At 52.9% G+C, this 23,006-nt stretch carries 22 protein-coding genes; 8 read left to right on the top strand and 14 right to left on the bottom strand.

Going from position 1 to position 23,006, the window contains the following annotated elements; genetic code table 11:
• Positions 1 to 3: 3 nt before the first annotated feature.
• The 3 genes from gatB to gatC form a co-directional block, all read right to left on the bottom strand.
• Complete coding sequence (gatB, locus tag INT21_RS13005; protein WP_193061280.1) at positions 4 to 1,458, bottom strand: Asp-tRNA(Asn)/Glu-tRNA(Gln) amidotransferase subunit GatB; 1,455 nt, start codon at positions 1,456 to 1,458, stop codon at positions 4 to 6.
• On the bottom strand, positions 1,458 to 2,918 hold the full coding sequence (gene gatA, locus INT21_RS13000; RefSeq protein ID WP_193061281.1) for an Asp-tRNA(Asn)/Glu-tRNA(Gln) amidotransferase subunit GatA: 1,461 nt from the start codon (positions 2,916 to 2,918) through the stop codon (positions 1,458 to 1,460). Before gatA ends, gatB begins: the two co-directional genes overlap by 1 nt.
• Positions 2,919 to 2,986: 68 nt before the next feature.
• Positions 2,987 to 3,274, bottom strand: coding sequence for an Asp-tRNA(Asn)/Glu-tRNA(Gln) amidotransferase subunit GatC (gatC, locus tag INT21_RS12995; RefSeq protein ID WP_083005849.1), 288 nt, complete (start codon positions 3,272 to 3,274; stop codon positions 2,987 to 2,989).
• 229 nt (positions 3,275 to 3,503) lie between these two features.
• Here gatC and INT21_RS12990 point away from each other — a divergent pair, with 229 nt between their 5' ends.
• The 7 genes from INT21_RS12990 to tldD are packed head-to-tail and all read left to right on the top strand — an operon-like array spanning position 3,504 to position 13,512.
• On the top strand, positions 3,504 to 4,541 hold the full coding sequence (locus tag INT21_RS12990; RefSeq protein WP_009721960.1) for a rod shape-determining protein: 1,038 nt from the start codon (positions 3,504 to 3,506) through the stop codon (positions 4,539 to 4,541).
• 23 nt (positions 4,542 to 4,564) lie between these two features.
• Positions 4,565 to 5,503, top strand: a complete 939-nt coding sequence (gene mreC / locus INT21_RS12985) for a rod shape-determining protein MreC (RefSeq protein WP_193061282.1) — start codon at positions 4,565 to 4,567, stop codon at positions 5,501 to 5,503.
• Positions 5,503 to 5,991 carry a rod shape-determining protein MreD gene (gene mreD / locus INT21_RS12980; RefSeq protein ID WP_038485544.1) on the top strand — a complete coding sequence of 163 codons (489 nt, stop codon included), beginning with the start codon at positions 5,503 to 5,505 and terminating at the stop codon, positions 5,989 to 5,991. The genes mreC and mreD overlap by 1 nt, the downstream gene beginning before the upstream one ends.
• A 21-nt stretch (positions 5,992 to 6,012) precedes the next feature.
• A complete protein-coding gene (locus tag INT21_RS12975) occupies positions 6,013 to 6,624 on the top strand; it encodes a Maf family protein (RefSeq protein ID WP_193061283.1) in 612 nt (203 codons plus the stop codon).
• Positions 6,625 to 6,683: 59 nt separating this feature from the next.
• Entirely contained in the window at positions 6,684 to 8,147 is a 1,464-nt protein-coding gene (gene rng / locus INT21_RS12970) for a ribonuclease G (RefSeq protein ID WP_193061284.1), read from the top strand.
• Between the two features lie 38 nt (positions 8,148 to 8,185).
• Entirely contained in the window at positions 8,186 to 12,058 is a 3,873-nt protein-coding gene (locus tag INT21_RS12965; protein WP_193061285.1) for a YhdP family phospholipid transporter, read from the top strand.
• The gene (gene tldD, locus INT21_RS12960) at positions 12,058 to 13,512 is read left to right on the top strand and encodes a metalloprotease TldD (protein WP_193061286.1); all 1,455 of its coding nucleotides are present in this window, start codon (positions 12,058 to 12,060) and stop codon (positions 13,510 to 13,512) included. Before INT21_RS12965 ends, tldD begins: the two co-directional genes overlap by 1 nt.
• A 108-nt stretch (positions 13,513 to 13,620) precedes the next feature.
• Here the strand turns inward: tldD and yjgA are convergent, their stop codons facing one another.
• Positions 13,621 to 14,142 carry a ribosome biogenesis factor YjgA gene (gene yjgA, locus INT21_RS12955; RefSeq protein WP_089037693.1) on the bottom strand — a complete coding sequence of 174 codons (522 nt, stop codon included), beginning with the start codon at positions 14,140 to 14,142 and terminating at the stop codon, positions 13,621 to 13,623.
• A 96-nt stretch (positions 14,143 to 14,238) separates the two neighbouring features.
• Here yjgA and pmbA point away from each other — a divergent pair, with 96 nt between their 5' ends.
• On the top strand, positions 14,239 to 15,579 hold the full coding sequence (gene pmbA / locus INT21_RS12950) for a metalloprotease PmbA (protein WP_193061287.1): 1,341 nt from the start codon (positions 14,239 to 14,241) through the stop codon (positions 15,577 to 15,579).
• Positions 15,580 to 15,620: 41 nt separating this feature from the next.
• Here the strand turns inward: pmbA and INT21_RS12945 are convergent, their stop codons facing one another.
• The 10 genes from INT21_RS12945 to INT21_RS12900 form a co-directional block, all read right to left on the bottom strand.
• Positions 15,621 to 15,890 (bottom strand): HPr family phosphocarrier protein, encoded by a 270-nt coding sequence (locus tag INT21_RS12945; protein WP_193061288.1) that lies wholly within the window; start codon positions 15,888 to 15,890, stop codon positions 15,621 to 15,623.
• A 45-nt stretch (positions 15,891 to 15,935) separates the two neighbouring features.
• Positions 15,936 to 16,850 (bottom strand): RNase adapter RapZ, encoded by a 915-nt coding sequence (rapZ, locus tag INT21_RS12940; protein ID WP_193061289.1) that lies wholly within the window; start codon positions 16,848 to 16,850, stop codon positions 15,936 to 15,938.
• 65 nt (positions 16,851 to 16,915) lie between these two features.
• Positions 16,916 to 17,386: a PTS sugar transporter subunit IIA gene (locus tag INT21_RS12935; RefSeq protein ID WP_193061290.1), complete on the bottom strand. Its 471-nt coding sequence runs from the start codon at positions 17,384 to 17,386 to the stop codon at positions 16,916 to 16,918.
• A 4-nt stretch (positions 17,387 to 17,390) separates the two neighbouring features.
• On the bottom strand, positions 17,391 to 17,699 hold the full coding sequence (gene hpf, locus INT21_RS12930; RefSeq protein WP_009721972.1) for a ribosome hibernation-promoting factor, HPF/YfiA family: 309 nt from the start codon (positions 17,697 to 17,699) through the stop codon (positions 17,391 to 17,393).
• Positions 17,700 to 17,797: 98 nt separating this feature from the next.
• Positions 17,798 to 19,213 carry an RNA polymerase factor sigma-54 gene (locus INT21_RS12925; RefSeq protein WP_193061291.1) on the bottom strand — a complete coding sequence of 472 codons (1,416 nt, stop codon included), beginning with the start codon at positions 19,211 to 19,213 and terminating at the stop codon, positions 17,798 to 17,800.
• Positions 19,214 to 19,318: 105 nt separating this feature from the next.
• Positions 19,319 to 20,044, bottom strand: coding sequence for an LPS export ABC transporter ATP-binding protein (gene lptB / locus INT21_RS12920; protein ID WP_193061384.1), 726 nt, complete (start codon positions 20,042 to 20,044; stop codon positions 19,319 to 19,321).
• A 66-nt stretch (positions 20,045 to 20,110) separates the two neighbouring features.
• On the bottom strand, positions 20,111 to 20,614 hold the full coding sequence (gene lptA / locus INT21_RS12915; protein ID WP_089037699.1) for a lipopolysaccharide transport periplasmic protein LptA: 504 nt from the start codon (positions 20,612 to 20,614) through the stop codon (positions 20,111 to 20,113).
• Between the two features lie 8 nt (positions 20,615 to 20,622).
• Positions 20,623 to 21,195 carry an LPS export ABC transporter periplasmic protein LptC gene (gene lptC, locus INT21_RS12910; protein ID WP_193061292.1) on the bottom strand — a complete coding sequence of 191 codons (573 nt, stop codon included), beginning with the start codon at positions 21,193 to 21,195 and terminating at the stop codon, positions 20,623 to 20,625.
• Positions 21,195 to 21,737, bottom strand: a complete 543-nt coding sequence (locus INT21_RS12905; protein WP_193061293.1) for a KdsC family phosphatase — start codon at positions 21,735 to 21,737, stop codon at positions 21,195 to 21,197. Before INT21_RS12905 ends, lptC begins: the two co-directional genes overlap by 1 nt.
• 33 nt (positions 21,738 to 21,770) lie before the next feature.
• Entirely contained in the window at positions 21,771 to 22,757 is a 987-nt protein-coding gene (locus INT21_RS12900) for a KpsF/GutQ family sugar-phosphate isomerase (RefSeq protein WP_083005806.1), read from the bottom strand.
• Between the last annotated feature and the right edge of the window lie 249 nt (positions 22,758 to 23,006).

The raw sequence follows: 23,006 nt of genomic DNA, 5'->3' as shown, positions 1-23,006 counted from the left end.
ACGTTACAGCAATGCGTCCAGCTTCTCTTTTAACAAGCCATTAACTTGCTGCGGATTCGCCGTGCCGCGAGATGCCTTCATGACTTGGCCAACGAAGTAACCAATCATCTTGCCGCGTTTCTCTGGCTCAGAATCACGATATTGAGCAACCTGAGCCGGGCTCTCTGCGATAACCTGGTCAATCATCGCTTCGATCGCGCCAGTATCCGTTACTTGCTTCAAGCCTTTTGCGTCAATGACGGCGTCGGCGCTATCGCCTTGTCCATTCCACAGTGCTTGGAAGACTTGCTTAGCGGCTTTGCCGTTAATGGTGTCATCCAGTACGCGACTAATCAGCTCGCCGAGCTGTTTTGCGGAAACCGGGCTGTTCTGAATGCTTAGGTTCTCACGGTTAAGCGCACCCGAAAGCTCCCCTTGTACCCAGTTAGCGGCTTGTTTAGCATCGCCGCACACTTGTTGTACTTCTTCGAAAAACTCGGCCATTTCTCGGCTAGCAGACAGTACGTGGGCATCATAGACCGATAAGCCTAGCTCACTCTGGAAACGCGCCCGTTTGTCGGCAGGAAGTTCTGGCAACTGGCTGCGAAGATGATCAAGGTAAGCTTGATCTAACACCACGGGTAACAGATCCGGGCAGGGGAAGTAGCGATAGTCGTTAGCTTCCTCTTTGGTACGCATACTGCGGGTTTCATCGCGCTCAGGATCAAACAGGCGGGTTTCCTGCACGACCTTGCCACCGTCTTCGATCAGCTCAATCTGGCGCTCGACCTCATAAGCAATCGCGCGCTCAACAAAGCGGAACGAGTTGACGTTTTTGATTTCCGCGCGAGTACCGAAGGCTTCTTGGCCTTTAGGGCGCACTGAAACGTTAACATCGCAGCGCATTGAGCCTTCCGCCATATTGCCGTCGGAAATGCCCAAATAGGTCACAATAGAGTGAATCGCTTTGAGATACGCGGCGGCCTCTTTTGCGCTGCGCATATCCGGTTCAGAGACGATTTCCAGTAGCGGTGTGCCCGCCCGGTTAAGGTCGATGCCCGTCATGCCATGGAAGTCTTCGTGCAGCGACTTGCCAGCGTCTTCTTCAAGATGGGCGTGATGAATACGAATACGCTTGGTCGATTCGTCATCTAGGGTGATTTCAACATCACCTGCGCCGACGATCGGATGATACATCTGGCTGGTTTGGTAGCCCTTGGGCAAATCGGGATAGAAGTAGTTTTTACGGTCGAACACCGATACTTCAGGAATGTCGGCGTGTACCGCAAGCCCAAATTGAACGGCCATGGCAACGGCCTGCTCGTTCAGCACAGGCAGAACGCCGGGTAAGCCAAGGTCAACAGCACAGGCTTGAGTGTTCGGTTCTGCACCAAAAGCGGTGGAAGCGCCGGAGAAAATTTTCGAACGAGTTGCGAGCTGAACGTGTACTTCCAGCCCAATCACGGTTTCCCATTGCATTAGGCGTTCTCCTCGGCAAAAGCAGGGCGTTGTAAGTGCCAATCAGTGGCTTGCTGGAACTGGTGAGCCACGTTTAGCAGCTGTGCTTCTGCAAAGTGGGTACCCAGGATCTGCAGGCCAACCGGACGGCCATTGGAAAAGCCTGCAGGAACACTGATGCCAGGAATGCCGGCTAGGTTAACGGCGATGGTGTAAATGTCCTGTAGATACATGGACACCGGATCTTTCTTAGCGCCAAGATCAAACGCGGGCGTTGGCGATGCGGGCCCCATCAGTACGTCTACGTCTTCAAAGGCGTCCAGGAAGTCCTGTCGAATCAAACGACGCACTTTCTGCGCTTTGGTGTAGTAGGCGTCAAAAAAGCCTTCAGAAAGCGTGTGTGTGCCAATCAGGATGCGCCGCTTCACCTCATCGCCGAAGCCTTCCGCACGAGACCGCGTGTAGAGATCAATAAGATCAGCCGGTGCATCGCAGCGATGCCCGAAGCGCACGCCATCATAGCGGGAGAGATTCGAGGACGCCTCTGCGGGGGCGATAACGTAATAAGCCGGAATCGCATAGTGGGTATGCGGCAGGCTCACTTCGCGTACGGTCGCTCCTAATGATTCATATACTTTCACTGCCTCGCGGACCGCTTTTTCGACGTCAGCGTCTAAACCATCACCAAAGTACTCCTTTGGCAGGCCGATTTTGAGGCCAGAAAGCGGTGCATTGAGCGTTTCTGTGTAGTCGGGAACGCCGCGGGCAACGCTGGTGGAATCACGTACATCATGGCCAGCAATAACATTGAGCAGGTGCGCGCAGTCTTCAGCACTTTTCGCCATAGGGCCAGCCTGATCGAGGCTAGACGCATAGGCAATAATGCCATAGCGAGAAACGCGGCCATACGTAGGCTTCAAGCCGGTAATGCCGCAAAATGCCGCGGGTTGGCGAATAGAGCCGCCGGTATCTGTGCCCATCGCAGCAGGGACAAGGCCTGCTGCTACTGCGGCGGCACTGCCACCTGAGCTGCCACCGGGAACCGCAGTAAGGTCCCAGGGGTTTTTGACCGCGCCAAAATAGCTATTTTCGTTGGAAGAGCCCATAGCGAACTCGTCCATGTTGGTTTTGCCCAGGCTAATGGTGCCCGCTGCGTTAAGTTTTTCTACCACGGTGGCATTGTAAGGCGCGATAAAATTATCGAGCATTTTCGAACCGCAGCTGGTTTTCACCCCTTGAGTACAAAAGATATCTTTCAGTGCGAAGGGAATGCCTGTTAGCTTGCCAGCCTTGCCTGCAGCACGCGCATTGTCGGCAGCTTCTGCCTGATCAAGTGCTTGCTCGGCGGTGACAGTAATAAAGCTATTGAGCGCGCCATCAGCTTGCTCGATACGCTGTAAAAAGTGTGAAGTCAGCTCTCGGCTGGAAAGCTCACCGCTTTTCAGGGCGGCGGCAAGCTGCGTTACGGTTTTATCATGCATGACCCGGAAGCTCCGTTCGGGGGCGAATAGAAAGAGCAGAAAATAGCGGCCTGTGCGTGGTAATCTGGCTACTCCACCACGCGGGGTACGAGATACAGGCCATTTTCTACTGCCGGAGCACAGCGCTGGAAAGCGTCGCGCTGATTAGTTTCCGTGACTTCGTCGGCTCGCAGCCGCTGTGTGGCATCCAGCGGGTGCGCAAGCGGCGCAACGCCATCGGTGTCCAGGCTTTGTAGCTGGTCGACCATGTCCAGGATGCGGCTTAGATCGTCGACAAAACCACTGGCTTGGTCATCGCTAACGGCGAGTCGGGCCAAGTGTGCGGCCCGGCGCACATGAGATTCTTCAAGCGCCATGATCGAATTTTCCTCGCAAACGTGATGGAACATATTCCGCGTTCAGCGGTATACATACGGTCATCTTAAATTCGTCTTGTGTAGCAGACGTAGAAAATAGCCGCAAAAGGTACCACATATTGGCCCTAACGGGCAGTATTAGGCACGACTCGTGCTTGCTGCCAAGGGGTAGCGGTGATACCGTTTGCATCCGCACAGGGTTCCCGGTCTGCACTAGGTAACAACATCCATGTTCAAACGTTTGAGGGGGCTGTTTTCCAGCGATCTGTCGATCGACTTGGGTACGGCCAACACACTGATTTATGTACGCGGTCGTGGCATCGTTCTCGATGAACCGTCCGTAGTCGCTATCCGCCAGTCTGGCAACATGCGCAGCGTGGCATCGGTTGGCACCGACGCCAAACGTATGCTCGGTCGCACGCCAGGCAATATTACCGCCATCCGCCCGATGAAAGATGGTGTTATTGCCGACTTCACCGTGACAGAGCAGATGCTTCAGCACTTTATTCGTAAAGTGCATCAAAGCACCTTCTTAACGCCCAGTCCTCGCGTTTTGGTGTGCGTTCCCTGCATGTCAACGCAGGTTGAGCGGCGCGCTATTCGCGAGTCGGCGGAAGGTGCTGGTGCTCGTGAAGTGTTTTTAATCGAAGAGCCGATGGCCGCCGCAATTGGTGCCGGGCTTCCGGTTGAAGAAGCGCAGGGCTCAATGGTGGTTGATATCGGTGGTGGTACTACCGAGATTGCCATTATTTCGCTCAACGGCGTGGTTTATTCAGAATCTATTCGTGTCGGTGGTGACCGCTTTGACGAGGCCATCACTGCGTATGTGCGTCGTCACTACGGCAGCTTGATTGGTGAAGCCACCGCTGAGCGAATCAAAGAAGAGATCGGTTGTGCTTATCCCGGGGGCGAACTGCGTGAAATTGATGTGCGTGGACGTAACCTAGCGGAAGGCATACCGCGTAGTTTCACACTGAACTCCCATGAGATTCTCGAAGCGCTTCAAGAAACCTTGGGATCTATTGTGGCAGCGGTCAAGAGTGCTCTTGAGCAATCACCACCTGAGTTGGCTTCCGATATCGCTGAGCGTGGCTTGGTGCTGACAGGAGGTGGCGCACTGTTGCGTGATCTCGATAAATTAATCGCTGAAGAGACAGGCTTGCCGGTGATTGTGGCTGAAGATCCGCTCACCTGTGTGGCCCGCGGTGGCGGCAAGGCACTGGAAATGATTGATCAGCATACCTTCGAGTTGCTGTCGAGCGACTGATCGTAGCGGTTTATCGCGGGGGATTGCCTATTAAACCGCTATTTTCGCACGCGTCATTGCCAGGGTATCGGCTATTCTTCTGTGTGCTATTGGCAAGCATTTTAATGTTTGCCGACCAGCGATTTACCCGCATGGAAGATGTGCGCGCCCAAATGACGATGATTGTTGCCCCAATTCAGTGGGTCGTTAGCGTGCCTAGCGATCTGCTTAACTGGGGGGCGCTTGCGCTTTCTGACCAGCAAGCGCTCGTCGATGAGAATCGTCGCCTGCGTGAGCAAATTTTGACGCTTTCACATCGTGGTCAGCGGTTGGCGAATCTAACCGCGGAGAATGCCGAATTACGTGATCTTCTGAAGGCAGCTCAGCGTAGAGATATTCCGTACATAACTGCTGAGCTACTGTCGCTAGATAATGATCCTTTTAGTCATCAGATGGTGGTTGACCGGGGGCATCGAAATGGTGCTTATGTCGGTCAGCCGGTGATTGATGCTTTTGGCTTGGTGGGGCAAGTGACTGCTGTGTCGGCGTACTCAAGCCGCGTTCTGTTACTGGCTGATGCGAGCCATGCATTGCCCGTTCAAGTGAATCGTAATGGCCTGCGATTTATTGTGCAGGGAGCTGGTCGTTACGGAAGCGTGAATGTTTTGCATGTGCCGGATACAGCAGACATTCGTGAAGGTGATCTGCTGACCACGTCAGGGTTGGCAGGACGCTTCCCGCCAGGCCATCCCGTTGCTAGGGTCACCGACGTTTACCACGACCCAGGTCAGCCTTTCGCTCAAGTGACCGCAGAGCCCTCTGCTCAGTTGCAGCGTTCACGTCACTTCCTATTGTTGTTCCCGCCGCCCCGTGAAGAGATAGAGGATACTATTTGGGGAGAGGGTATGGATATTTCAGCCGCTGCACTGCACGCTGCCCAGCGTATTGGTTTGCAGCAGGATGCTGCACGAGAGGTGCAGTAATGGCTAAGACGCCGGTCGTATCGCTTATCTTTGTATGGTTTACGCTTGTCCTTGCATTGTGCTTGCAAGTGATGCCTTTAGCTGAAGGGTGGCAAGTCTACCGTCCTGAGTGGATAGGGCTAATGCTGATTTACTGGTGCATGCGAACGCCGGATAGAGTGGGTGTTTTTCATGGCTTTGTTATCGGCATTCTGATGGATTTGATCGAAGGTACCGCGTTAGGTCAGCATGCTCTGATATTGTCGCTGTTGGCCTTCTTATGCGCCCTGGTTTACCCCCGCTTTCGCGCTTACTCTTTAGTACAGCAGTCTGTTCTCGTGCTGGTCTTATTAGGCTTGGTGCAGTTGATTGAGCAGTGGTTACGCACGCTGACGGGGGATTTTTCAATCCATTTGTCTTTTTTGATTCCATCACTGATCAGTGCTGTTCTGTGGCCCTGGTGGTCTACCATGCTTAAAGCGCTCGAACAGCGTTTAGCTAGCGTTTGATAAGCTGCTGGAGTTGCTGTAATGGATAGTTCACGTTCTGCATCGTCGCCTGTGTTATGCCTTGCCTCGGCATCTCCCAGACGTAAGGCGTTGTTAGCATCGATAGGTGTGGCGGTCGAGGTCATGCCAAGTGATGTAGATGAAACGCCGCTCAAGGGTGAATCTGCGCAAGCTTATGTGGAGCGCTTGGCGAGTGCGAAAGCGCAAGCGGCTGTTTCAAGAACAGCCCTTCCTGTGCTGGGTTCAGATACGGCTGTGGTAATTGATGATCAGATATTGGGCAAGCCAATTGATGAGCATGATGCAGCCGTTATGCTTAAGAAGCTGTCTGGGCGTCGTCATAATGTATTAACAGCGGTCGCTGTGGCTGGCCCCAAGGGTGTACTCTCTTGTTGTGTGACAACGGTCGTCAAGATGCGCGTAATCAGTCAGCAGGAAATAGCTGACTATTGGCAAACCGGTGAGCCAGTAGACAAAGCCGGAGGATACGCCATCCAAGGTTTAGCCGCTGTGTTTGTTGAAGAAATTAAGGGTAGCCATTCAGCAGTCGTGGGGCTGCCACTCTATGAAACAACACGCTTGTTGTGCCAGCAAGGGGTGCCAATCTGGTCGGGCTGCTATCAGCAGAGATAACCGCCATTTCGCCGCCTGCCGTGTTGGCAAGGATACTGTGACTCAATAAGGAATTTTGCATGAGCGGTGAAGTCCTCATCAATTTAACGCCAATGGAGACTCGCGTTGCGCTGGTGGAAAATGGTGTCTTACAAGAGGCGCTCATTGAACGCTCACGTAGGCGCGGCATTGTAGGTAATATCTACAAAGGCAAAGTAGTGCGTGTACTGCCTGGTATGCAGGCTGCTTTTGTTGATATTGGCCTTGAGCGCGCGGCGTTTATTCATGCCCATGAGGTAATGCCATCAGGGACGCCTAATGATGAGCAGCAGACTATTGGTCAGTTGCTACATGAAGGTCAGGCGCTTGTCGTTCAGGTGACCAAAGACCCCATTGGCACCAAGGGTGCCAGGCTCACTACCCATCTCTCGATTCCGTCACGTTATCTTGTCTATATGCCTGACTCTCCCCACCATGGCGTGTCTCAGCGCATTGAAGATGAGCGAGAGCGGGAGCGTTTAAAAGCGCTGCTAGATAAGGGAATTGACGAGCAGACCATCGAGGTAGCCGGTGGCTTCATCGTGCGCACTGCGGCAGAAGGGGTTGGTGATGAAGAGCTGGCGGGTGACATGTACTTCCTGCTGCGTATTTGGCGCAAAGTCAGTGAGCGTAAAATAACGGCGGCGTCGCCTAGTGTGATCTACGATGACCTGCCGTTGTTTATGCGTACATTACGGGATGTCATGCGCGATGATATTGAAAAAGTGCGCATCGATTCCCGCGAGAACTTTATCAAACTGGTCGAGTTCGCTGAAGAATTTATGCCAGATGCGGTAGATCGTATCGAGTATTATCCAGGCGAGCGACCCATTTTTGATTTGTATAGCGTTGAAGATGAAATTCAAAAAGCACTAGGTCGCAAGGTTCAGTTGAAGTCTGGTGGCTATCTGGTTATCGATCCGACAGAAGCGATGACCACGATCGATGTTAATACCGGTGGTTATGTCGGTCACCGTAATCTTGAAGAGACGATTTTTAAAACCAACCTGGAAGCGGCGACTGCGATTGCCCGTCAGCTAAGGCTACGCAACCTTGGCGGCATCATCATTATCGACTTTATCGATATGGTGGATGTAGAGCATCAGCGCCAAGTGTTACGCGTGCTTGAGAAAGCGCTTGAGCGTGATCATGCGAAGACGAAGTGCACCGGGGTGACTGAGCTGGGCTTAGTGCAGTTGACCCGTAAACGCACGCGGGAAAGCCTGGAGCAAACCTTGTGCGAAGCTTGCCCAACATGCAGTGGGCGCGGGACGTTGAAAACGCCTGAAACTGTTTGTTACGAGATTTTTCGTGAGATATTGCGCGAAGAGCGTGCCTACAGTGCCGAAACATATATGGTGCTTGCTTCTCAACCGGTGGTTGACAGACTGTTGGACGAAGAGTCTGCGGCGGTTGCCGACCTGGAAACGTTTATTAATAAAACCATTCGATTTCAGGTAGAGCAACACTACTCCCAAGAACAGTACGACATCGTACTAATGTAATGATAGCGTTACGTTTATTCTCTCGATGGTGCCTAGTAATGATCGCCTCGTTACTAGGCGGCCTTGCTGTCTTTCTATTGTTGGCGCGCTTATTAATTAGCCAATCCAGTCTGCTAACACCGAAAATAGAAGCGTTATTAGAGGCCCGTGTGGGGGTGCCCGTTACTATCGAGCACCTATCGCTGTCGTTGGCGCGTAACGATCTTGTGTTGCAATTGGAGGGCGTGCATTCAGCGACGCCTGACGGGCAGCAATTAGTATCCCTTGAAAGTGCACATTTGCGGCTTGATGGTTGGGCGACATTGAGAAGCATTGCACCCGTGTTTAATGATGCGCGCATCACAGGCCTTGAATTTCATCTATATCAGCAGGGAGACGCTGCTTGGGGTTGGCCGGCACCAGCAGAGCTGCCGATTGTTATGTCTCAGGAGCCCACTGTTGATTTAGCGGCATTGGACGCCTGGGCAGGTCTTATTCTTCGCCAGCGATTGTGGGTAGATAATACTCGTCTGGTGCTGCATGGAAGCCAGCAGGCCGTCACCTTGCACGCGCCTACCTTACTGCTCAATGGCGATGAGCGGCGAACGCGCTTGGAAGGTGCCGTCACGATCTTAGAATCTCAAAGTGTGATTTCGCAAGGAGCAGGGTCTCAAGAAGTTGAGGTCCAAGAAGCACAAGCCCAAGAAACGCTGCCGGCCATTGCGATGAACGTGGAGATGCAGCCTGGAGAACAGGGTTTCCGTGATTTTTCAGCGGCGCTCCAATTGGACATGCAGCTGGATCATTTAGTGACACTAGCCGCTGTTTTACGTTCCGATCGCATGCCTTCCCTAGAGCAAATGGGAGGCGAGGTTACGTTGTGGGGTCGCTGGCATGCAGGCCGCTTAGATGAGGTTCGCTTGGCTGTCGATGTTCCACAGTTGACCCTGCGCCACGAGATTCAATACGCCGTACTGCAAAACATTCAGGCCAATGGCCTTTGGCGGCGAGACGGTGAGGGCGGCGAAGCCTGGCTTAGTGGAGATGCTGAAAACGTCGAGTGGGCGCGTCCAGAAGGTGGAAGTGGTGGCCCAGCCTTACCGCGGCATTGGTACTTATCCCACCAGCCTGATCAATGGGAGGTGCGCACCAGCGCATTTGAACTGGCTTCTTTGGCGGCTTGGCGCGACTATATTTTGTTGCCTGAATCGCTTACTCGAGTGTTACAAACACTATCACCCCGTGGCCAGGTCCAAGGTTTGCGTTTAGGTCAGCATGAAGGCCATTGGGGGGTTGATGCGGCGTTAACCAATGTGGCGGTGCTGCCTTGGGAGCAAGCACCAGGAGGTGGCCCGTTAGATGCTTGGGTACAGGCAAGAGACTTTCGCGGCAGAGTAACGTTTAACAGTGCTGGAAGCAGCTCGCTTAATTTTCCTGAATTGTTTGAATCACCCATGCTGTTGAGCCATGCCGAGGGCGTGGTGGAGTGGGTGTATGACGGCCCGAGCACCATGATCAGTGGTAGGGATCTACGCCTAGATTGGGATGGTGCCGAGGTGAGTGGCGGTTTTGGTCTGATTGCGAGTGAACAAGGCGGCCAGTTTGGGCTTGATATTGCGTTTGCAAATGTTGATGCGCTTAATTACCCGCTCTCTCAGTGGCTGCCCGTTAAAGCTCTTGAGCCTGAACTTCGTGAGTGGCTATTAACTGACGTAGGTGGTGTTGTTCCCAATGGCTCGCTCAAGCTTAGCTTTCCCTTTACTGGGGAAGAGGCTGGTTCAGAAAGTCAGTTTGCAGACCAAATTTCCTCCACGTTGGCCCTCTCTGTCACACAGGGGCGATTACCCATCGCGCCTGGGTGGCCCATGCTTGAGGAAATCGAGGGCAGATTGGTTTGGAAGGATCAGGTGTTGGAGGCGGTTATTCAGCATGCTGAAAGCCAAGGCATTGACGTCTCTGATGGGGTGCTAAAGATGGCTGATGAGACGCTTAATTTGTCGGGTAGTGTCAGCAGTGATAGTGATTCACTGCTGGCGTTTCTCCAGGCAATGCCTGAGATTGATCTGCCACTGCTTAACGATGTTCGTGCAGAGGGCCGGGTTGAGGGTGACATCGCTTTATCGTTACCACTGAGCGCGCCGGACTCATTGGCGCTGGAGATTAATGCTCGACCAAATTTCACAACGCTTGCTTTTCAGCCTGTCGACATTCCGCTAGAAGATCTTCAGGGAGAGATGACGTGGCAGCAGCACGGCGAAAAAAACGCTTTGCTCGGGCATGTATCGGGTCTGTGGTCAGGTAATTCCATAGAAGCGGATATCAATGTTCCGGACGACGGTATTGCCTTGGGCGGGAATATTGATGTCGCCACCTTATTTCAACTGGCCAATATTCCCGCTGAGCAAGCTCGCCAGCTGTTTGAGGGGCGTGCTCAGTGGCGTGGGCAGGTCAACCTACAGCCATCACCGTCGATCGTCCTTGAAAGCCGCTTGCTTGGTATTACAAGCAGGTTGCCAGCGCCATTTAGCAAGTCCGCTGAACAGCCATGGCCATGGCGGTTAAGCGCGGACTTCGACAGTGGTCGCTTAACAACACAGTTGGCCGACATCGTTAATGCTCGCGTACAGCTTGATCATGATGAGCTGGCGGGGGTAATAGCTTTGGGCAGTGCTGCCGCACCGAGTGGCTGGCCAACACAGCCAGGTTGGAGCGTTGTCGCCCAGGTTGAAGAGTTGCCTCTTGATGACTGGCAGGAGGCGCTGTCACCGTTGATGCAGGCGTCATCTTCGTCGAATGGCGATAGTGAGGATACGCCAATATCAGTAATGCTTAGTACGCCTTGCGTGCATTTCCGTGATGCGTGTTTTGGTCGCTTAGAAGCGACAGGCAATATTGAAGGAAAGCGCTTGGCTATGCAGTTAAGCGGTGATCTTGTGTCAGGTCGAGTGACTTATCAGCCCGGTAGCGCGCTGCCGCTTGATATCGCTATCTCATCGTTGGAAGTAGATCGGCTATTTGATGTGCCTGCTGCAGCGCATGACAGCAGTGCGCCGACACCAGGCTCTTGGATGGATGCTGTCGAAACTCAGCACGCCACACCAACTGCTATACCCGAATGGCTTAACCAGTTGCCGGATGGCAGGCTCAGACTAGCTGATATTGGCGTTGGGGAAGGGCGTTTCGGACCGTTAACCGCTTATTGGCAAAGCCAGGGGCAACGTTTTACTCTTTCCCCGGTCGGCCTGACACTGGGGCAGCTCTCTGCCCGCGGAGAACTGGTATGGGAAGGCGACGCTAACAATAGTCATACCCGCGCTGATGTTTCGATACAGGGTGGTGATGTAGGCACTGCGTTAGAGCGTCTAGGCCAACCAATCGCCATGCGTAGCCGTTCTACGGATGTCAGCGCAGCGCTGACGTGGCCAGGTGCTCCCTGGCAATTTGAATTAAGTCGGGCGGAAGGCGATATTCGAACCGATGTACGTGATGGGCGCTTTGTGACGCTGGAATCAACACCGGCTCGCTTGGTTGGTCTGCTTAATTTTGACAATATACTGCGCCGCTTGCGTTTCGATTTTTCGGACGTGACGGGACAAGGAACTGCGTTTGATCGGGTGCATGGCACGGCAGATGTCGCCGCGGGCCAATTACTGCTGCGCGGTCCGCTTTCCATTGAAGCGCCATCTACCACGCTAACCCTGACGGGAAGCGTCAATCTTATACAACGTGAACTTGATCAGCGACTAGGCGTCACACTACCTATTAGCCAGAGCTTGCCTATCGCAGCCATAGCCGTAGGTGCTCCGATTGTAGGTGGCGCTCTTTTTGTAGCGGACCAGCTTTTTGGTAGCGCGTTAGATCAAGCAACCACTATTCACTATCGCGTGCGAGGTCCATGGACGTCGCCGCAGATCACTCTAGAAGGCCCTTAATGACCGCACATAAGAGCGATGTAAATACCGCTGTTTCCATTTTGTTGACACCAAGTGGCCTAGATTTGGATGCCCTTGATACTGGGCTGTCTTATGCCCTGGGGGCTGGTATTGATTATGCCGATCTCTACTTCCAGCGTACTTGGCAAGAGGGGTGGGTGCTGGAAGATGGTGAAGTAAAAGAAGCCAGCTATAACATTGATGGCGGCGTTGGTGTGCGCTCCTTGGCAGGTGAAAAGACGGGTTTTGCCTACTCTAATCAAATTACCGCAGATGCGCTAATGGATACTGGCCGTACAGCAGCGGGCATTGTACGAAGTGGTAAGCAGCTATCTGGGCAGCCGGTAGTGGCTGTCAGCGCTGCAGGTCGTTATGCAGGACTTGATCCGTTGGCGGGGCTTACCGCTGACGAAAAAGTGGCAATGTTAAAAGAAGCAGACCGCATCGCGCGTGCAGCTGACCCCTGTATTAGCCAAGTGAGCGCCTCATTGTCAGGCACTTATGAAGTGGTGTTAGTACGTGCCAGTGATGGCACCTTAGCGGCAGATATCCGCCCATTAGTCCGTTTTAATGTAAGTGTTATCGCGGCTAAAAATGGTCGGCGAGAGCGAGGCGGTGCTGGGGGCGGCGGTCGTTACTCCATGTCCAGGCTGCGAGATGAAAACGTAGCGGAACGCTATGCGAAAGAAGCTGTTCGCCAAGCCTTAGTTAACCTAGAGGCAGTCGATGCACCTGCTGGTCAAATGCCGGTTGTTCTCGGCGCTGGCTGGCCAGGTATTTTGCTTCATGAAGCGGTGGGCCACGGGCTTGAAGGCGATTTTAATCGTAAGGGCAGTTCAGCGTTTGCAGGGCAGATGGGGAAACGTGTTGCGGCGAAAGGTGTAACGGTTGTCGACGATGCTACCGTTGCTGACTGCCGTGGTTCGTTAAGCGTGGACGATGAAGGCACGCCAGGGCAATACACGCCGCTGATTGAAGACGGTATTTTAACTGGCTATATGCAAGACAAGCTTAATGCACGGTTAATGAATATGGCGCCAACGGGTAATGCGCGGCGTGAATCTTTTGCCCATTTGCCGATGCCGCGTATGACCAATACTGTCATGCTGGCAGGCCAGGATGAACCCGCCGACATTATCAAAAGCGTTAAGCGCGGTATCTATGCGGTCAGCTTCGGTGGTGGTCAGGTCGACATTACATCAGGTAAGTTCGTATTTTCCGCTAGCGAAGCCTACCTCATTGAAGATGGCAAAATTACTGCGCCTGTTAAAGGAGCTACCTTGATTGGCAACGGTCCTGAGGCAATGGGGCGTGTTTCAATGATTGGCCATGATATGGAAATGGATACAGGAATAGGTGTCTGCGGCAAAGAGGGGCAGGGAGTGCCGGTAGGCGTCGGTCAGCCCACCCTTAAGCTGGATGAGCTGACGGTCGGCGGTACCCAGTCTTCGTGACTTGATTGCCATCACTAGGTCTGTATGAGTTGGTCTTAATGACCTAGTCCTTATGAACCAGTCCTTATGAACCAGTCTTTATGACCCAGTCATTGAGACATACAGGGGTTAGAGTGCCAGCGTATCGCGTAAGTGTTTGAACAGCTTGCGCGAGCTGGTCGGCGGTTTACTTTGCTCACGCTCTTTACGCGCATTGCGTACCAGTTGTCGTATTGCCTGGCGATCAGCGTTAGGGTATTCCGCCATAAATAGATCGACAGCGCTGTCACCTTCTTCGACTAACCGGTCGCGCCATTTTTCTAGCCGGTGAAAGGCATGATCGCGCTGCTCTTTTTCCTGCTCGATAGCGTCGAAGACACCCTGTATGGCAGTAAGGTCCTCTTTGCGGATAAGCTTGCCCACATATTGCATATGGCGACGGCGGCCTTCATGGGAGCGGATGCGCGAGGTTTCTTCTATGGCGCGTAACATGTCGTCAGAGAGCGGAAATTTTGCGCGCTCGGCAGGTTTCATCGCGATAAGCGTTTCGCCAAGCGCCTGAAGGGCATGCATTTCCCGCTTGAGCTGAGATTTACTGGGGCGCTCTTCTTGTTCATCAATATCGAAGGGCTCGGGGCGTTGCTTAGGCATACTAGAACTCACTAATTAGTTTCGTTTGCAGCATTATATCAGGCTGCGACCACAACATTGATCCGCCAATGCGATTCAGGCGAAAAGGAGGCCAAAATGGCACAAGCATTTGATGCAGCGGCCCAGCAGGTACTGTTAACCCAGCGTGCTGAAGAGGCGCTTGCGCTGGCAAAAAAATTAGGCGCAGATGCTGCTGAGGTAGGCGCTAGTGTAGATCAAGGTCTTGGGATAAGCGTGCGTCTTGGTGAAGTTGAAACTGTTGAGCTTTCACGTGATCAAGGGATTGCCATTACGCTATATGTTGGGCAGCGCAAGGGCAGCGCCTCGTCTACCGATGCCAGCAGCGCGTCAATTAAAGCCACGGTAGAGAAAGCCCTGGCAATTGCCCGTTATACGGGGGAGGACCCTGCCGCAGGGTTAGCAGATGCGTCGCTAATGGCAACTGACCTACCTGACCTTAAAGTGCATTATCCCTGGGCGTTGACGACCGATGAAGCAATCGATTTGGCGCTGGCATGTGAGCAAGCGGGGCGTGATGTAGCGGGAATTCATCAGTCGGAAGGCGCTTCGCTATCCAGTGGTGAGGGAGTGCGAGTTTACGCGAACAGCCACGGCTTCCTCGGCACCCAGAAAGGCAGTAGCCATTCACTTTCCTGCATGCTGATTGCACAGGATGAGAAGGGCATGCAGCGCGATTACGATTATACCTCGGCACGTAATCCTGCCATGCTTCGAGATCCTGCGGAGGTTGGCCGCGAAGCGGCATCACGCACGCTACGTCGGTTAGGCGCTCAACGGCCGCCAACAGGCACCTTCCCGGTGCTGTTCGACCCGTCACTTTCCAGTGGCTTGGTAGGTCACTTGATGGGGGCGTTGGCAGGTGGGGCGCTTTATCGCGAATCCTCTTTCTTATGTGATCGTTTAGGTAGCCCGCTATTCCCGAGCTGGTTTGGTTTGGAAGAACGGCCTATGGAGGTGGGGGCGACGGCTAGCTCGCCGTTTGATGCTGAAGGCGTTCAGACTCGCAACAATCGCTTTATTGATCAGGGTAGTGTGGCCAGCTATATGCTGTCTGCTTACAGTGCGCGGCGTTTAGGCATGCAATCGACAGGTAATGCAGGTGGGGCACGCAATTTACGTTTGTTAGCGCCGCTGACGCCCCGAGATGATTTGCTGAAGCAGATGGGGCGTGGCATTTGGGTGACTGAGCTAATGGGGCAGGGGGTTAACGGCGTGACTGGCGACTATTCGCGAGGCGCGGCAGGCTTCTGGGTAGAAAATGGCGAAATACAGCACCCTATCGAAGAATTCACTATTGCCAGTAATTTGAATAGCATGTTTGCTGGCTTGGTCGCCGTCGGTGATGACATCGATACCCGTGGCAGTATTCACACGGGTAGCTGGCTAATTGATGCAATGACCGTCGCTGGTAACTAACAACTGAGCTAACAGCTCAGTTAGCACGTGTTTTGCTGATGTTAGTGGTCTTCGTCAAAACGTGCGTCGAACAGCGCTTCAATCGCCTCTAGTGCTTGTTCGGCGTCGTCGCCTTCCGCATGAACTCTAAGTTCAGTGCCACAAGGGGCGGCCAGCATCAATAACGACATAATGTTGGCCGCATCTGCCATTTGTTGTTGTTTGTAAACGTGAATGTTGGCCGAAAACTGTTGGCCACACTTGACGAGTTTTGTCGCTGCGCGAGCATGAAGGCCGCGCTGATTAGTGAGTGTTAAGGTTCTTTCTGGCACTCTGGTTCCTTTTAGCCGAGTGGGGTCGTGAAGAAAAGGCGTTGCTTATTGCGCGTTTGTTGAAGGCGCGGATGTGGAGGGCTGCTGCTCACTGAGGGTGTACTGCAAGCCTAGCTCACGATGACGGAGTTGAACCTCTCCCGCTTGTTTTACCAGCATTTGCGCCAGTTGTTCCACCATAAAGACAGAGCGGTGCTGCCCACCGGTACAGCCAATCGCAATCGTCATATAACTGCGTTGGCTATTTTGGTAAGCGGGTAGCCACTTTTCCAGCCATGTCTGGATATCATTGCGCATTTCTTCTACGACAGGATATCCCTTCAGAAAGTGGATGATATTGGCATCACGGCCAGTGTATTGGCGCAGTGTAGGATCCCAGTACGGATTTGGTAGGCAGCGCACGTCAAAGACGAGGTCTGCGTCAAGTGGGACGCCCCGTTTATAGCCAAATGACTCTAGTGTCAGGGTTAATCTATCTTCACGCTGTTGGGCAACCTGATCCGTTATCCGGCGGCGCAGGTCATGAACCGACAGACGCGATGTGTCGATCATCAGGTCAGCCAGATCACGGATGTCGAGCAGGGTTTCTTCTTCTTTATTGATGGCCTCTTCAAGCGTCATGTCACTATCACGCGTAAGAGGGTGGCGACGACGCGTGGCTGAGTATCGCTCAAGAAGAATTCGGGCATCGGTGGTTAGATAGATAACCTGGAAGTGAATGCTTTTCTGACGCAAAGATTCAAGCATTTTTGGCAGTTGCTTTAGTGCAGCAGGTAAATTGCGCGCATCGATACTTACCGCTAATTGGGGGCGTGCCCCTTGCTCACGAAGCTCATCCACCAGGGAGCCGAGTAGCATGGCGGGCAAGTTATCGATGGCACAATAGCCAAGATCTTCTAACGCTTGTAAGGCGATAGATTTACCGGACCCTGAACGGCCGCTAATGATCACCAATTGCATAGAGTTTCTCTTGGCATGCCAATAAAAATGGAGGTAAACGTAGGCAGTGTCTAGCGGTGGACTATTTAAGTAACAGGTTGTTCACGAATTTTTGCTGTTATAAGGTCCAATAGCTCACGTTGGCTAGCCGTTCTACGAAGCTGCTGACGTGTGTCAACGCTGTTCATGATAGACGCCACTTGCCCTAATAAGGCTAAGTGCGTGTCGTCCGCCTCTTCGGGTACTAAAAGTACGAAAACAAGGTCGACGGGATCGCCATCAATAGCATCGAAATCTACAGGCTCGGCTAACTTTAAAAAACCAGCGATAGGCGAGCTGCAGTGAGGGCTACGGGCGTGAGGAATGGCAACGCCGTTGCCTATTCCAGTGCTACCCAAACGCTCACGACCAATCAGGCGGCTGAAGACTTCTTGGCTATCTAGGCTTGGCGTGTTTTGCGCAATAAAGGTGCTGAAAAATTCCAGCACCCTTTTTTTGCTGCCCCCGGGGACGTCATACAGCACGCGCTCCGGGGGAAGTATGGTTTCCAACGTCATTGAGTTAACGCACGCCAGCGCCTTGGGCGCGAGCTTGTGCTTTTTCCTTGTGTTTAACGAGTTGACGGTCAATTTTGTCCGCTAGTGCATCAATCGCAGCATACATATCATTGTCTAATGCTTCTGCGTGTAGATCGGCACCTGCAGCATGCAGGGTGCAGGCAGCTTGCTGACGCTCCTTTTCAACAGATAAGGTCACTTGTACGGTGGTGATATTGTCATAATGGCGCTCAACGCGTTCCAGCTTCTCATTTACATAGTCACGCAAGGCGTCAGTCAGATCTACGTGATGACCAGTGATATTTACTTGCATTGACGTGCTCCTTATCCATCGGACTGTTCTTCGATTGTAACCCTTTTTGCGCTATTGCAAAGCCCCTAGACAGACTTTGTCTCGTTAGCACTGTTTTATTAGCGTAAACGGCGGCGCTCGCTTGAAGAGGGAATACCCATTGATTCACGATATTTGGCCACCGTTCGCCTTGCTACATTAATGCCACCCTCTTCCAATAGCGCCACGAGGCGGCTGTCTGAGAGCGGTTTGCCGGGCGGTTCATCTTGCACCAGTTTTTTGATTCGAGCCCGGATGGCGGTGCTGGAGTGACTGTCGCCGCCGTCCTGGCCACTTACTTGGCTGGAAAAGAAGTATTTGAGTTCGAACACACCGCGCGGGGTATGGATATATTTCTGGGTGGTGACCCTGGAAATAGTAGATTCATGCATTTCAACGGCGTCTGCGATATCGGCTAAGATCAGCGGTTTCATGGCTTCTTCACCGTGTTCCAGAAAGCCTATCTGGCGAGCTATGATTTCTCGGCCCACCCGCAGTAGCGTATCATTTCGACTTGAAAGGCTCTTGATGAGCCAGCGCGCTTCCTGGAGATGCTCTTTTAAAAATTGGTTATCTTGGCTCTTGTCAGCCCGTTTGATGAGGCTTGCGTAGTCAGGTTGAATGCGCAAGCGCGGCAGTGCCTCTGGGTTTAGCTCCAGGTGCCATCCTTCGTGGTCATGGCGGACGACTAAATCTGGCGTTACGTAGCTGTCATCTGTGTCGCCAAAGGCGCTCCCGGGGCGAGGGTCCAGGCTGCGGATCAAGCGGATTACGTCATCAAGCTGCTCATCATCTAGACTTAACCGCCGCTTTAGCAAACGCACATCATCTTTACCGAGCGCTTCAAGAAATTGACGCACTAAGCGCTTGGCAGGCATCAGCAGCGGTGTATCTTCGGGTAGTGAGGCGAGCTGCAGCATTAAGCACTCCCGCAGGTCGCGAGCAAATACACCGGTGGGCTCAAACTGTTGAAGGCGCAGCAAGGTTGTTTCAACTTCACGCTGGCTAAGGCCTTCATGCCCTTGGGCTTTAAGTCCTTCGCGAATGTCATTGAGAGGTTGAGTTAGGTAGCCGTTGGCATCCAGTGCATCGATGAGGCTTTCAGCAATGGCATGGTCGCGTGGTGAAAAATCTGTCATGGCGAGTTGCCAAAGTAAGTGGCCATGCAAACTTTGACCAGCGGCTTGACGCTCAAAGTCAGGCCCCTCGCTGCTGGCACCATGGCTACCTAGGTCTTGATAAGTGTCTGACCAGTCACTGTCAGTTGAGAGTTCGTTAGGAATGCTTTCGGACCATTCAACTTCCTGGGGTTCACTAACGGCCTGTTCGCCGAACTCATCTTCCTGCTCAAGCATTGGATTGGCATCAAGTGCTTGCTGAATTTCTTGACGGAGGTCCAGCGTTGATAGCTGTAACAGGGCGATGGCCTGCTGCAGCTGAGGTGTCATGGTCAGCTGTGTACCGATACGCAATTGAAGAGAAGCTTTCATGACCATCTGAGAACCACTCGTTAATCAGAAAGCTCCACCCTAGTGCGAGTTATGGCTTGGTGCAAGTGCAATAACTATGCCACCACTACTATTTTTTTTGCAGGTGGCTGTTTACAGGCGGAAATCAGCCCCCAAATAAACGTCTCTTACCCGCTGGTTGTTGAGAATTTCCTGAGGGGGGCCACTGGCGATGATATGACCGTCACCTACAATGTAGGCAATATCGCAAATATCTAGTGTTTCCCTGACGTTATGATCAGTGATTAGTACGCCGATATGGCGTTTTTTGAGGGCTCGAATGATCGTTTTAATATCACCCACTGAGATCGGGTCAACGCCGGCAAACGGCTCATCAAGCAGAATAAAGGCAGGCTCTGTCGCGAGGGAGCGTGCGATCTCAACACGTCTACGCTCTCCGCCCGAAAGACTCATGCCGAAGTTGTCACGAATGTGCGTGATGTGAAAATCTTCCAGTAGCGACTCAAGGCGCTGCTCCCGGGCGCTACGATCGAGTTCTTTACGAGTTTCCAGGATTGCCATTATGTTGTCGGCGACAGAAAGTTTGCGAAAAATAGAGGCTTCCTGAGGCAAGTAGCCAATACCTGCCATTGCACGTTCGTGCATGGGGGCATGGGTTAAATCAAGCTCGTCAATGCCAACCTTTCCCGCATCAGACTTTACCAAGCCGACAATCATATAAAACGATGTCGTTTTGCCAGCGCCATTGGGGCCTAGTAGCCCTACCACGCTGCCTTGAGATATCTCTAGGTTAATATCCTTAACGACACGGCGGCGTTTATAGCTTTTGGCTAGGTGGCGAGCATAAAGGGTTTTTATCGGCGCTGATTCTGAGGCTGTGGTTTGAGGTGCAGGCTCTGCGTTATTTGTCGCCACTGGACACTCCTATTGTTCCGGCTGAAGAGTCATGCGGATACGTTGTGGTTCACTACCACTAACATCAGAACGCGCCTGAACCACACCTTGGTCGATAAAATACTCTAAGCGTCCACCTTCAAAGCGATCTGCTTGCTGGGTCAGTTCCGCTTGGTCAATGAGCTCTACCCGACGCTCGGCAACATGATAAATAATGCGCTTTGCCCAGCCTTCCATTGGGCTAGCTTGGTCTTCGAGCTGGTTGCGTATATAGGCTCGTCCACCGGTTGCAACGGCGCGCGATAGCTCGCCAGCATCGTTGCGCTGAATCTCAACGCGATCTCCACGCAGTTGCATATTGCCCTGCCGAATATCGACGTTGCCTGAATACACAGCAGTGCCTGCGCGTTGATCGAGATCTAAACGGTCAGCCTCTACTTCTACGGGGGCTTGGCTTTGTGCCATGACCGGTAGCGCTGCCGCTGAAATGGGTAGCGCAATGACGAAGAGTGCCGTGCGAATAAGAGCGTTCATCGCGACTCCTACTGAGAACGAGTGGCAGGCGGGTGAACGCCGCGCACGTTATTGGTTAAGCGGATCTGGCTATCATCCAGCCATACATCCATGCGTGAAGCGCCAATGCGCTGGGGCGGTTGCTGAAGTATGGTTTCGGCATCGCTCCAAGCATGACGGGTGGTGCCATCATAATGTAATAACTCTGTATTCAGCTGCCAGCCCTCGTCGGGTGCAAGTAATTGGGCTGAGCCAGCTAGTGTGAGCACCTGCGTGTCAGTATTTAGGGTGCCGGTCTCCGCCGTCGCTAGCCATTGACGCTCTTCGCTATCGAATAGTGTCGCCCTGGGGGAGAAGACATCTGTCATCGCCGTTTGAGGGGTATGGACTAAGCGTGGCGTCGTCAGCGACTGCTGGATGGCACCGGTGTCACCAAACAGAGTGATTTCTGCATTCTCTAATACATGGCCGGGCTCTTGAGCGCGAGCCTCAGCGTCGATTGATTGGTCTTGAGGGCCGCGTGGATCCAACCATACCAGTATGCCACCTAAGGCAAGCACCATGATGGTTATCCAAATGCGTTTTTTAACCCAAAAGCGCATTACGATTGGCCGTGTAGGTACGTATCTAAAACAGCATCCCAATGGCCTTGAGACATCAATAAGGTGTCGCAGATTTCACGTACAGCGCCGTGGCCACCAAGCCGATCGGTGATCCAGTCAGCGTGGGTATGCATATAATCAGGAGCATTAGGGACGGTGATGCCTACGCCAGAACGTTTCATTGGAGCAAGGTCTGGTAGGTCGTCACCACAATAAGCAACCTGCTCAAGCGTGATATCTAGGCGTTGGCAAAGCGCGCGTAGCGTAGTGAGTTTATCCTCGCACCCTTGATACACGTGGGTAATGCCCAGCGACGCAGCACGTTGGCTGACCATGGGAGAATCACGCCCAGTAATTAAGGCAACATGGATTCCGACGCGCTTCAAAAGTTTGAGGCCGTGGCCATCTTGGGTATGAAACGCTTTGATTTCGATACCGTCAGCTTGAAAATAAAGGCGGCCATCGGTAAGTACGCCGTCAACGTCAATGGCAAGCAATCTTACGCGGCGAATCCGGTCTTGTAGAGCGTCAGGTAGGGCCATGAAGCCTCCGTTATTAATGTTTGAAAAGAACGATTAAATGACACCGCTAGCAAGTAAGTCATGCATATGCAGCGCGCCAATGGGGCGCTGCTGATCATCCACGACCGCCAGTGCGGTGATTCGGCTGTCTTCCATGATGCGTACTGCTTCAGCCGCTAACACATCGGGGCCAATACGTTTTCCAGGACGTGTCATCACATCATCAACTAGGACGTCACGTAGATCATGGAACTGATCCAGCGTTCGGCGTAAGTCACCGTCGGTATAAACGCCGGCAAGGCGTCCTTCGCTATCGACTACGCAGGTAAAGCCCAACCCTTGGCGAGTAATTTCCAACAGTGCGTCCCGTAGCGGGCTGCCTAATGCTACTTGGGGGAGGCGTGATCCGTTGTGCATTAAATCCTTTACACGCAAAAGTAGGCGTTTGCCGAGGCTTCCACCTGGGTGTGAAAGCGCAAAATCTTCCGCGGTGAAACCACGTGCTTCTAATAATGCCACGGCTAAGGCATCACCCAAGGCAAGTGCTGCTGTGGTTGAGCTAGTCGGTGCTAAGTCGAGAGGGCAGGCTTCGCGCTCAACGCCGCTATTAAGGTGAGCATCGGCGTGTTTGGCTAATGTGGACCCTGGGCGCCCCGTCATGCTGACAAGGGGGGTTCCTAGGCGTTTCAACAGCGGAAGCAGCGCGGTGACCTCTGCGGTTTCGCCAGAGTTCGAGAGGGCTAGTACAACATCTGCGCGAGTGATCATACCGAGATCGCCGTGACTGGCTTCACCTGGGTGTACAAAAAAAGCAGGCGTGCCGGTGCTTGCCAACGTTGCAGCCAGCTTGCCCGCAATGTGGCCGGACTTACCCATGCCGGTTACCACTACGCGGCCCTGGCAGGCAAGGATAAGTTCACAAGCGTGGTCAAAGCTCTCATCAAGCTTTGCCTGAAGCCCACCGATAGCGGCTTGCTCAATTTGCAGCGTGCGCAGCGCACTTTCACGCAGTGGGCTAGGTGTCGATAGTGGCTGGCGCATGAGGGCATCTCTTTTCATAAGCGGTCAAAAGTAGGTCGCTAAGAATAACATCTTGGCGCGGTTTGTAGGTAAGGCGCGTATCCTACTCCTCAGTGCGGTTGCAATGAGCGCATCTGTTACTGTGAGTAGCGTTCAGTTACGATGTTCGATAATATTTCGAAAACAGTGTTTTTTAAACTGTCTGTTCTTTTAAACTAGCTGTTTTTTTGAATTATTTGTTTTTAACTAACTCATGCGTAGCCAGCATAT

Source organism: Halomonas sp. 3F2F (assembly GCF_014897805.1).
In the GTDB taxonomy this organism is placed as follows: domain Bacteria; phylum Pseudomonadota; class Gammaproteobacteria; order Pseudomonadales; family Halomonadaceae; genus Vreelandella.
Note: the sequence above shows the minus strand (reverse complement) of the source record. Positions and strands in the feature narration are given on the sequence as shown.